The sequence below is a fragment of the Deltaproteobacteria bacterium genome (genome assembly GCA_019308995.1).
GTDB lineage: Bacteria > Desulfobacterota > Desulfarculia > Adiutricales > JAFDHD01 > JAFDHD01.
Genome location: JAFDHD010000104.1, coordinates 1 through 11324, shown reverse-complemented (window position 1 = coordinate 11324; position 11324 = coordinate 1). Strand labels below are relative to the sequence as shown.

The 11324-nt window shown below is 51.1% G+C and carries 13 protein-coding genes; 5 read left to right on the top strand and 8 right to left on the bottom strand.

Going from position 1 to position 11324, the window contains the following annotated elements:
* On the bottom strand, nt 1-1278 hold a 1278-nt coding region (locus JRI95_13930; GenBank protein ID MBW2062643.1), incomplete at its 3' end, for a propionyl-CoA carboxylase.
* A gap of 341 nt (nt 1279-1619) precedes the next feature.
* Between JRI95_13930 and JRI95_13925 the strand changes: the two genes are divergently transcribed.
* From JRI95_13925 to JRI95_13910, 4 genes are all read left to right on the top strand, one after another.
* Nucleotides 1620-1886, top strand: coding sequence for an acetyl-CoA carboxylase biotin carboxyl carrier protein subunit (locus tag JRI95_13925; protein ID MBW2062642.1), 267 nt, complete (start codon nt 1620-1622; stop codon nt 1884-1886).
* 28 nt (nt 1887-1914) lie between these two features.
* Nucleotides 1915-3276 carry an acetyl-CoA carboxylase biotin carboxylase subunit gene (gene accC / locus JRI95_13920; protein ID MBW2062641.1) on the top strand — a complete coding sequence of 454 codons (1362 nt, stop codon included), beginning with the start codon at nt 1915-1917 and terminating at the stop codon, nt 3274-3276.
* Nucleotides 3277-3423: 147 nt separating this feature from the next.
* Nucleotides 3424-4590, top strand: coding sequence for a nitronate monooxygenase (locus JRI95_13915; GenBank protein ID MBW2062640.1), 1167 nt, complete (start codon nt 3424-3426; stop codon nt 4588-4590).
* 71 nt (nt 4591-4661) lie between these two features.
* Nucleotides 4662-5459 (top strand): TIGR03084 family protein, encoded by a 798-nt coding sequence (locus JRI95_13910; GenBank protein ID MBW2062639.1) that lies wholly within the window; start codon nt 4662-4664, stop codon nt 5457-5459.
* 90 nt (nt 5460-5549) lie between these two features.
* Here JRI95_13910 and JRI95_13905 read toward each other — a convergent pair whose 3' ends face one another.
* The 7 genes from JRI95_13905 to JRI95_13875 form a co-directional block, all read right to left on the bottom strand.
* A complete protein-coding gene (locus tag JRI95_13905; GenBank protein MBW2062638.1) occupies nt 5550-6185 on the bottom strand; it encodes a redox-sensing transcriptional repressor Rex in 636 nt (211 codons plus the stop codon).
* A gap of 115 nt (nt 6186-6300) precedes the next feature.
* Nucleotides 6301-6669, bottom strand: coding sequence for an ATP synthase F0 subunit C (atpE, locus tag JRI95_13900; GenBank protein MBW2062637.1), 369 nt, complete (start codon nt 6667-6669; stop codon nt 6301-6303).
* 65 nt (nt 6670-6734) lie between these two features.
* Nucleotides 6735-7424, bottom strand: coding sequence for a F0F1 ATP synthase subunit A (atpB, locus tag JRI95_13895; protein MBW2062636.1), 690 nt, complete (start codon nt 7422-7424; stop codon nt 6735-6737).
* 3 nt (nt 7425-7427) lie between these two features.
* Nucleotides 7428-7826: an ATP synthase subunit I gene (locus JRI95_13890; GenBank protein ID MBW2062635.1), complete on the bottom strand. Its 399-nt coding sequence runs from the start codon at nt 7824-7826 to the stop codon at nt 7428-7430.
* Nucleotides 7819-8061, bottom strand: a complete 243-nt coding sequence (locus JRI95_13885) for an AtpZ/AtpI family protein (GenBank protein MBW2062634.1) — start codon at nt 8059-8061, stop codon at nt 7819-7821. Before JRI95_13885 ends, JRI95_13890 begins: the two co-directional genes overlap by 8 nt.
* A 300-nt stretch (nt 8062-8361) precedes the next feature.
* Complete coding sequence (hemL, locus tag JRI95_13880) at nt 8362-9651, bottom strand: glutamate-1-semialdehyde 2,1-aminomutase (protein ID MBW2062633.1); 1290 nt, start codon at nt 9649-9651, stop codon at nt 8362-8364.
* Nucleotides 9648-10136, bottom strand: coding sequence for an Lrp/AsnC family transcriptional regulator (locus JRI95_13875; protein MBW2062632.1), 489 nt, complete (start codon nt 10134-10136; stop codon nt 9648-9650). The genes hemL and JRI95_13875 overlap by 4 nt, the downstream gene beginning before the upstream one ends.
* A gap of 194 nt (nt 10137-10330) precedes the next feature.
* Between JRI95_13875 and fdhD the strand changes: the two genes are divergently transcribed.
* On the top strand, nt 10331-11140 hold the full coding sequence (gene fdhD, locus JRI95_13870; protein ID MBW2062631.1) for a formate dehydrogenase accessory sulfurtransferase FdhD: 810 nt from the start codon (nt 10331-10333) through the stop codon (nt 11138-11140).
* Nucleotides 11141-11324 lie beyond the last annotated feature (184 nt).

Here is an 11324-nt window from a genome sequence, read left to right as displayed (position 1 = left end):
GGTGGGGGCAAACTCCACCGTGGGCCATCCAAAAATAAAATCCGGACCCATCTTGCTGCATCCCATGGTGATGTTCGATCCACCGTATGACCGTCTCAGGACTAAGGTGACTTTAGGATTGGTCAAATGTGAGTATCCGTGTAGATTCTTGGCCCCGTGCCGGATAACGCCCATCCTTTCCCATTTATCTCCAGGCGGATAGGCCGTAGTGTCAGACACAGTTAAGAGCGGAATATCGAACGCGTCGAGAAACATGAGGAACTTGTCATACTTGTCTGAAGAGTCAGGCTCCATGATACCGCTTAACTCATCCGGATTACTCGCGGCAATACCGGTGACCATACCGTCAAACCGGGCAAAACCGATGATAAGGTGGGAGGCAAAGTCTTCTTTCAATTCGAAGAACTCTCCGTTATCAATAATCAGATCAATAATTTCATGCATGTCGTAGGTGAATTTTGGGTTGTCCGGCATCACATCAAGGAGCGCTTCTTCTCTTCTATCCGGATCATCTGTGGGCTCGATAACTCCAGGTTTTTCCCAGCAGTTCTGAGGGATGAAATCGAAAAGCTGTTTGGCTAGATCAATGGCCTCTTCATCGCTCTCGGCAATAAGATCACACTGGCCGGACTTTTCCATGTGAAAGGCAGCGAACCCCGCGTCGTCTGAATCTATATCTCCTCCCAGCCACAGGAAACCGTTACTCTGGTTCATGATTAAAAAATCTGACAAAGCCGGAATCTGAGCCATCGGACCGGTGCAAGGCCCCAACAGCAGGGTTATCTGCGGAATCACTCCAGAATAAAGGCAGTAGTTCCTCACCAGCCTGCCCATGCCGTACAGCCCGGCAAAACCGCCTTTGAATGTCAACCGTGACCCGGCTGAGTCTATTATGCCGATAATTGGTATTTGCTCCTGCCCCGCCATCTGGACCAGTTCAGCGATTTTCCAGACCCCCTGATCGCCGATCGAGCCTGACATAACCGTAAAATCAGTTGAGTAGACCATGACCTGCCGTCCGTTTATCCTGGCCAGTCCCATGACCACCCCGTCGGAAGGGCTGGATTTGGGTATCGTGGCCAGCCTTGTGTAAGGGTCCCGGACCAAAGAGCCAAACACTTCAAAGCTGCCCGGGTCAACCAGCAAATCAATCCTTTCCCTGGCGGTAAGCTTGCCCAGGCCGTGCTGCATCTCGATGCGGTCCTGTCCGCCGCCTTCCAGGTTTTCTTCCCAGTTTTTGGTAAGCCTCTCAAGATAGCCATCCATCCATTTGCCCATATCGTTTTTCTCCTTGAATTCTATGGGTTTAAAAAATTATGATCCGCCGAAGCAGATTCACACAGAATACGGCTGGTTGTTGAGCCCCCAGATGTTTCAAATTATATATCATAGCAAAGGTTATAAAGGAAGAGCAGTTTAACTGCCTGTTTTTCAGATTAAAAAGAGTATCGTTATTATCCGGCGCGATTAAGGTCAATGCTACTCATTGATTTATGGAAAAGCGTTTCATCGGAGGCTTGAAGCCAAGCTTGACATGCGGTCAAATAAAACGTATAGTCCGTGCACTTAAGCAAAAATTCCTAATAATGATGCCCGGTTGACAGGAGGTAGGGTTCAAAATGGCGGAAGCAGCGAAGCACACAAAAAGGGTTGAAATCAGAGCGCCGATGGCGGGTATATTCTATAGAAAACCGTCCCCTGATGAGCCTTCTTATGTGGAGGAAGGGGACCTGGTAAAGAAAAAACAGATCATAGCTCTCTTGGAAACGATGAAGGTTTTTCAGAAGGTCAAATCCCCGGTCAATGGAAAGATACTGGAGATCACGGTTGAAAATGAAACCCCATTGAAGGACGACGATCTCATGTTCGTTATAGAAGCCGATTAAGAATGAAGGCTTATTAAAGGCTTATTAGATGACCTTTTCAAAGATACTTATCGCCAACAGGGGTGAAATTGCACTTAGAGTCATTCGAGCCTGTAAAGAACTGGGAATAGGAAGTGTAGCGGTTTATTCCGAAGCGGACACCAACTGTCTGCATACCAGGCTGGCGGATGAAAGAATATGTATCGGCCCGGCGGTCAGCGCCAAAAGTTATTTAAGTATAGAAAATATCGTTAATGCTGCCAAAGAGACAGAGGCAGAGGCCATACACCCGGGGTATGGATACCTGGCAGAAAATCAGGAATTTGCTAGAGAGTGCGAAAGCCAGGGTTTAGTTTTTATCGGCCCGACCCCTGAAAACCTTAAGCTGGCCGGAGACAAGATCACGGCCAAGGAGATCGTGAGAGCCGCCGGTGTGCCGATTATCCCAAGCACTCCGAAAGGCATTGACACCATCGAAGCGGCCATGGATTTGGGGCAGGCGCTAGGCTACCCCGTCATGATCAAGGCCTCGGGCGGCGGCGGCGGTCGAGGCATCCGGGTTTGTGAGCGTGAAGAAATGCTCAGCGAAGAATTCCCGGTGGCAAAAATGGAGGCCCGCGCCGCCTTTGGGAATGACGAGCTCTATCTGGAAAAGTACATCATCAGGCCGCGGCACATAGAGTTCCAGGTGCTGGCCGACAGGTTTGGCTCCATTACCCACCTGGGCGAGCGGGAGTGCACCATTCAAAGGCGGTACCAGAAACTCATCGAAGAATCGCCATCCCCAATGCTGACGACTGAATTAAGGACCACGATGGGAAACGCAGCCGTCACCGCGGCTAAAGCCGTTAAGTATTTCAATGCCGGCACCGTGGAATTTCTGGTAGATGAAGACGGTAATTATTATTTCATGGAAATCAATGCCCGCATCCAGGTTGAGCATCCGGTCACAGAATTGGTAACCGGGGTAGACCTGATCAAAGAACAAATCAGACTCTCATCGGGTGAGAAGCTGGCGTACTCCTTCACCGACCTGAATCTCAAAGGCTGGGCTATCGAATGCCGCATCAATGCCGAAGATCCTGAGAGAAACTTCCTGCCGTCTCCTGGAGTCGTTGAGGAATACCATCCGCCGGGAGGGTTTGGCGTCAGGCTGGACACCCATCTTTATCAGGGTTACGAGCTGCCCATTTTTTACGACTCCTTGATTGGCAAACTCATCACGTATGATCTCACCAGAGAAGGCGCTATCCGTATTATGAAAAGAGCGCTGGAGGAATTCAAAATAAAGCCTCTTAAAACCACCATACCCCTCCATCTCAAAATCATGGATGATTCCAGTTTTAAGGAGGGGAGCTTCGATACCGGGTTCATAACCAGGCTAATGCCCGAAGAAGACGAGGATGAATAGACAATTTTGAAACGGGTTCTTATATGTCTTTAGTCATCTAATTACGAAGAACAGCGCCCGAAGTGAAGTTTAGGTTTTTAACGCGGGCAACTACTCTATAATCTCAACCAGTAGAATGTTCATTCATTAATAAAAGGAGGGCTAGTTATGGGTAAAAGGACTCTAAGAACAAAGCTTTGTGACATGCTCCACATTGAGTATCCTATCTTAAGCGCCGGGATGGGGCCTGCACTCCTCGGGGAGCAACCCGGCGCCCCTGTGGAACTCGTAGTCGCCGTTTCAGAGGCGGGCGGCTGCGGAGTTCTCGGAGCCGCCGCTTACACCATAGACGAACTCAGGGAGCATATTCGAGAAATCAAGGCTCAGACAGACAAGCCATTCGGAGTGGATATGCTGCTGCCCAAATATGTTTATGGCAAACCGAGTGATGAGGATGCTTCTGAGGAAGACGCCACTCAAAAAATATCTTTCAGCGCGATTCTGCAGGGAATACCGAAGGCGCACCGGGAATGGGTTGAAAAAATATACCAGGAAATGGGGCTTCCTGACATGGAGCTCATGATCAACAGGAACACCACCATCACGATGCCCCAAAAGGCGATTCAGGTCTGCCTTGAGGAAAAAATTCCTTTATTTTGCGCCGGGCTCGGAAGTCCGGGCTTCATGGTCGAAGACGCCCATGACGTCGGAACCAAGGTTCTGGCCATTACCGGAAACGTGAAAAACGCAAAGCGCATGGCTCAAACAGGCATTGACCTACTCGTAGCTCAAGGACACGAAGCAGGCGGCCACACAGGCAGAATCGGCACCCTGGCCCTTATTCCTCAAGTTATTGATGCGGCAGGGCCTGTCCCGATTTTAGCCGCCGGCGGGATTGGCGACGGTCGAGGCCTGGCCGCAGCCCTGGCCATGGGCTGTATCGGCGTCTGGGTCGGAACCCGTTTCCTGGTCACGAATGAAGGAGGCGCGCATGAAGTAAGCAAGAGGCGCATCATCGAATCCACCGATGAAGACACCCGGGTCAGCCGCGCATACACCGGCAAGACAGCCAGGGCCAGCTACAATCGTTTTCATGACATCTGGGATGACTCCGGCCTCGAGTCACTTCCCTTTCCGACTCAGGTTCTGATCTCTTCAGCCCTCCTGGCCAGCTTTCATGAAGCCGAGAAGTATGAGTACGTGGGCGGGTTTGCCGGACAGGTGTCAGGGCTTATCAAAGAGATCAAACCCGCGGGCCAGGTTCTTGAGGATATGGTCGAGGAGGCGGTGGACATTCTGACCCGGAAGCTGCCAGAGAACGTCATCGCCAAGTGACGGGCATGGAGGCTTGTTAAAAATTATGATGTGCTTTTACCAGAAATAGCGTTGCGCCTGGAGAATAAAAAATGAAAGAGATATGCAGGGATCTTGCCGCGGAGCATGAGTCTTTGGATACGCTTGTGGCTGATCTTGATGCAACCGGGTGGAACACGATGACCCCATTTGCAGGATGGAGGGTCAAGGACGAAATTAGCCATGTGGCATATTTTGACGATCGGGCGCGGCTTGCGGCAGTTGACCCGGAGGCGTTTGCCCAGCATCTGAATGAGATTATGAAAGACCTTAAGGGCTTTATTGAGCAGCCTTTAAAACCTGCCCAAAGCATGAGCAAAACTGAGCTCTTGGAGTGGTGGCGGCAGGAAAGGAACCTTCTTCTTGAAGCGCTTAAGTCCCTTGACCCAAAATTTCGGCTGCCTTGGTATGGACCGACCATGAGCGCTAAGTCTTTTGCGACCGCCCGGCTCATGGAGACCTGGGCCCACGGGCAGGATGTTGTGGATGCCTTGGGGGCTTATCGCACCCCATCCGATCGTCTCCGCCATATCGTCCATCTGGGGGTAACGACCTTTGGATGGAGCTTCTCAAACCGAAAGATGGACGTGCCGAAAAACCCGGTTCGGGTAGAGCTTACCAGCCCTTCGGGTGAGCTATGGGCCTGGGGGCCGGACAAGGCGCAGGACGTGGTGCGCGGTTCTGCCGAAGATTTCTGTCTCGCGGTCTGTCAGCGGCGTCATGTTGCAGATACGGATATTGCCACTGAAGGGGATGTTGCAGCTCAGTGGATGCTGGTTGCCCAGGCCTTTGCCGGGCCTCCGGCCACCGGTCCGGAACCCGGACGATTTCCTAAAAAAAAGAAAGGATAAGAGGCAGGGATTTCGATAGATTTATCCTTCCTTCTTTACCCTGATCCTTCAGGATAAAGATTCAGAACCGCCTCCGGCTTTACAAGAGTATTAATCTTCTTCGGCTGTCAGATGGTAGGCCAAATTATCAAGCTTGATTGTGAAGTCAACGTTTTCCACACGGAAACCAGGAGGCACTTTGATCTGGACAGGAGCGAAATTTAAGATTGCCTGGACATCGGCTTCAATAAAGCGATTGGCGATATCCTGAGCGGTTCCGGCCGAGGTGGATATAACCCCGATCTCAAAGTTTTCTCTCTTTTTAACCTTGAACAGGTTATCAATATGCTCGACCTTTATTCCGTTAGGCAGCTTCTTGCCGACCTTGATCGGGTCGTTATCAAAGGCGGCCACGAAATGGTAGCCTTGACGAAGGAAATTTTCATGAACGATCAGGGCTGAGCCCAGGTTCCCAATCCCAACCAGGCCAAGATTCCATTTTTTATTCAGGCCGAGAATCCTCTTTATCTCAAAAAGAAGATCGCGGACATAATAACCGACCCCGCGCACGCCGAATTCACCGAAGTAAGCCAGGTCTTTTCGTATCTGCGCAGAATTCACCCCGCAGCGTGCCGCCAGCTTTTCACTGGAAATGACCTTCAGGTCTTCCCCGAGCAAGTCCTCCAGGTTACGGGAGTAGTTGGACAGCCTGGTAATGGTGGCTTCAGGAATCTTGGTGAATTTCATTAAGCCTCGTTAGAATTTCACTTGAAAGTAGAACTTAGCCCGAGCGTGGTCAGCGTGAGGATTTGGGGCCGCCGTCAAGGCAGGCCTGGCAGCGACCCCAAGGGTTTCTGGTTTTTTACATTCCCACCAAGGTCTTGATCGGACCTGACATGGGGTAGGCGTACAGCAGGATCAAGGCTATGACCAGTGCGTAAATACACAGTGATTCGATCATAGCCAGACCGATGAGCATGGTCACGGTGATCTTACCGGAAGCCTCGGGATTACGGGCTATGCCCTCCACGGCGCCCTTGATGGAGATGCCTTGAGCCAGACCGGTGCCAATGGCGGCCGCGGTAATGCCGAAACCGGCCGCAGTGACAATCCCGAAGAAGACCTTCAGACCGGCAACCTTAACCTCGGTATCGGCTTCAGCCATAGCGAAGCTTGCTAGCGCTAAGACGAACAGAACAGATAAGATGATGGTTAGGGTCAGCTTCTTCATGTGTTTTTTCCTCCTTACATTTTCTGCCTTCTTTTTGATCCCTGAACTTCAGGGCTTTAAGCCAATTAGTGCGCTTCCTCGAGGGCGGCGCCGATATACATCATCGCCAGCAGCATGAAGATAAAGGCCTGTATGGCGCTGGTGAAGATGGCCATAAACATCATGGGCAGGGGTGCAAAAAATTTGCCTGCCAGGAGCAGAAGGATGGCCAGAACCAGATCCTCGCCCATGATGTTGCCAAATAAACGCAGGGTCAGTGAGAGCACCCGGGAGAGATGCCCGATGATTTCGATGGGCAGCATCAAAGGGGCCAGAGGCCACATTGTCCCGGTAAAATGCTTGATATATTTAATCCCATGGTTTCTAATGCCGGCGTAATGAGTCGCCGTAAAGACCACCAGAGCGCATGAAAGCGTGGTGTTAATATTCGCTGTTGGTGATAAGAAACCGGGTATCAGGCCGAGCAGATTCGAGGTCAGGATGTAAATAAAGAGGGTCGCGATAAGAGGGAAATAACTTCGACCTTCCTCACCCATTATTTCCACCTGGAAATTTTCAATGCTCTCGATGATCACCTCAAAAACGTTCTGGGCATTGCCCGGAACGAGCTTGATGCTGAGGGTAGCCAGCCGGCAGACGATGACGAACACAATAATAACCAGCCATGAGTAAAGGACGTGAGGATAATGATGGGCAAAATCACCCAGACCTATCGCCTCGAAAAGGAGTGTCAGAAAGAGAATCGGATGCTCCATAAATCAACCCGTCTCCTTGATAATTTTTCTAAAAAGAACCGAGCCCATCTCCTGGATAAGCACGGCAAAAATGCTTATGATAAAGGTGGAAAGACCCAGTATCAAACCTAAACCGCTCAGCAGGTGTTGGGAAATCAAGATAAATATAATCAGTACCGTGACTAAAAAAAGCAGGTAATAATTCAAAAGAACACCCTTGGGAGTGACCTTTGAGCCAGGCTTTAACGCCTTGGCCAGAACACGGTGGAAAAAATAAAGGTTTGCAACGACCAACAGGCCGCCAGCCAACACCCCGATCGCTACATCTAAGGGGAAATAAATAGAGGAAACGATGGTCAGCGCCGCCATGACGATCCAGCTTACCGGCTTTATCTTGAACAGAGGCTGGTAGCCGTCAGTCATTTGAATCCTCTGACATTATTCGTTCCGCCCTCTTGGCAATGATATAAATATTCCTGAACCCGGCAATGATTCCAATAACTAAAAATATGAGAGTGAACCAGGGGGATGTATTAAAAACACGATTATCTAAAAAATAACCAAATCCCAGGCCAATAAACGTGGCCAAGACCATGGAGATTCCCATGGTGCTGACCAAAGCTAAAAGCTTGATAGATTGCCTGGTCCCGCTCCGCATTCGAACCCTCGGGGGGACCGCAAATGCCCCGATGATTTAATTTTGATAATTTGTTATTTTATCCACAACTCAATGAATAAAAAGTAAAAAAACTTGAAATTCCCCTTGCAGTTCGCGTGGCCCTCTCAGCCACTTCAAATGCTCTGCGGTTATTATTAAAATAAATTCAAATACCTAAGAGCGTAAAGGAAACTCTTCGCTGCCGCTCGTGCAATCTGTCACATAGGCCTAACATATGGCCCAGGGTGAAGTCAACTTTTTTTATCGTTCATACATCATATCCAGCTAACCGCCTCGAAATTACTTAAGATGTTTAAAGACGGCCGGCGCGGCTGCCAGGGTCTGGTCAATATCGGCCTCGGTATGTGCGGCAGAGACAAAGGTTGTTTCAAATTGGGATGGCGCCAGATAGACTCCAGATTCTCGAAAATTTCTGTAAAATTGGGCAAATAAGTTCAGGTTAGATTTGGAGGCCGAGGCATAATCAATCACCGGGCCAGGGTTGAAAAAGAGGCAGGACATGGAACCGATTTGATGTCCGGTCACGGCTAATCCCGCCTTTTTGGCCTCTTTCAGCAATCCTGAAGCCAAAGCGGCGCATAGCCCTTCAAGCCGCTCATATATCGAGGGGTCGGTCTTCAGGGTCTCGATGGTCGCCAGACCCGCCGCTACAGCCAAAGGATTTCCGGACAAGGTTCCGGCCTGATAGATATCGCCTTCTGGGGCCAGATGAGACATTATATTTTTCTTGCCGCCAAGAGCCCCCACTGGCAGCCCGCCTCCGATGATTTTGCCCAGGCAGGTCAGGTCCGGCTCCAGGCCATAAAGCCCCTGGGCCCCGCTCAAGCCAAGCCGAAAACCGGTAATGACCTCATCCAGGATAAAAAGCGCCCCATGTTCCTTGGCCAGTTCAGCACACCCGGGCAGGAATTCATCGTGAGGCAAAACCAGCCCCATATTCCCGGCTACAGGCTCGACGATAATGGCCGCGATTTGATCGTCAAAGGCCTGGAAGGCCTTCCTGACCGGCGCCAGGTCGTTATAAGGCAGGGAAATGGTCAGCCGCGCCAGGTCTTCAGGCACACCAGGACTGCCAGGAATGCCCAGCGTGGCCACTCCCGACCCCGCCGCCACCAGCAGGCTGTCGGCATGGCCATGATAACAGCCGTCAAACTTGATAATACAGGGACGGCCGGTCACGCCCCGGGCCAGACGAACCGCGGTCATGGTTGCCTCGGTACCAGAATTAACCAACCGAACCATTTCCACGGAAGGCAGACATTCGACCAGGAGACCGGCTAATCTGACTTCGGCTTCAGTCGGCGCGCCAAAACTAGTCCCCAGGAGAAGGGCTTCTGTCAGCGCCTTGGATACGGCCGGGTGGGCGTGGCCCAGAATCAACGGTCCCCATGAGCCAACGTAATCAATGTAACTTCGACCGTCTGCGTCCCAAATTCTGGCGCCCTGGCCTCGGGCAATGAATAAAGGATCGGCCCCCACCGACCGGCAGGCCCGCACCGGACTGTTGACCCCGCCCGGGATGACATTTTGAGCTTTCTGGAAAAGATTTTGAGAAATTACATAGCTCATTCAAAATACCTCATTGAAGTTTTTTTACGCTCTTCGTGGCTGAACAGAAGATCATATTCAGAGACAAGAGCCGCCTCAGCCATGCGCCTGGCCAGGGCTCGACAATCTTCTTCTGAACTGCCATGGATCATGGTGTACAGGTTATACGGCCAGCCGGGCACGCTGGGGCGGTGATAACAATGAGTCACCTCCTGAAAAGAAGCCAAGACCTCGCCCACCTCGTCAACGCGGGCGGCTTCAACCTTCCAGGCGACCATGGCGTTGGCTGTAAATCCTGAGAGCTGGTGTCTGAGCGTGGCCCCAAATCTCCGGAGATGCCCCTTATCCTTTAGCCCGCGAATCGTCTCCAGAACCTCCTCCTCAGACAGGCCGAGCCGCTGGCCCAGGTCCTTAAATGGCCTGGCGCCGGTATTGATGTCGCCGGACAACTCATAGATAATACTTTTTTCCCTCTGGCTGAGGGCCCCGGTTTTCCCTTTCTTCACTTCAACCTCCTTAACGGCTCAGGCCTAAAAAAATAACTTAGCCCCCCAGGTGTGTCAAGGTAAAGGGGTCTGGGCTGACTTTTAGAAAAACGGATTTGCAGGCCAAGCCCCTGAATTATATTCTAATGTATAGTCCTGGCAAAATGATTCTCCTTGAAGTACACTACATTTATATGAGTGAGAAAGCCAAGGATATGAGCCCATCCCGGCAGATCCGTCATGAGAATTTCCGTGATGGCATGGTCCATCACCGCCTCCGTTACCTGGCTGAAGAGACTGCTCTGGAAATCATCATCAATGATCTGCCATTCAGCCTGCTCATGCAGACGCCGGGACAGGAACAGGAACTGGTGGTCGGTTTTCTTTATACAGAAGGGTTGATTGATACTCCTTCCCAGATTGCCAGCCTGGCAATCAAAAAAGGACCAGGGCTACTCGGGATGAATGGACTTGAGGCCCATGTGAAACTCCCGGGCTTGGAGAACCGAAAGACCTTGCCCGAACGACTATCCCTTTCTCTTTCGAGCTGCGGACTTTGCGGCAAGGAAAACCTGGATCAGGTCGGCCGGGGTATCAGGCGTGTAGGCAGTCAGCAGCACTTTCTGTGGGAAACCTTGACTGATCTGCTGACCGATCTGAGACAGCGCCAGCCTCTGTATGAACAGACACAGGGAGTACACGCTGCGGCCATGTATGAGTCTGACGGCTCATTTATCTGCTGTTTTGAGGATGTGGGCCGGCATAACGCGCTCGACAAGGTTATCGGTTACTGCCTCCAAAAAAATGTGCATTTTCATGATAAGTTTGTGGTGCTCAGCGGACGGGCGAGTCTGGAGATGATTCTCAAAACGGCCCGGGCGGGCATCCCGCTCTTCCTCTGCTTCTCCAACCCCACCACCCTGGCGATCGAGGCCGCCAAATCCTTGAACATCACCCTGGTCAGCCGTGAGAAGGACCGAACTTTGGCCGCTTATACACATATACGGCGGCTTGAGGTCAACTGAAAGAAAAATGACCGCTTGGGGAAAAATCTTCACCCGTCTCTTTTAGAAATTTTCGCCAGAATAGAAAATGCCCGGGTGCCCCACACAATCTTGCTGTTTTCTTAAATACCTCTTTTTGGGGTGGTGCATACAACTCGTTAGAGTTGTGTGCACGCCGTAGGCGCAAGAAGTTATTCCGGGGGCT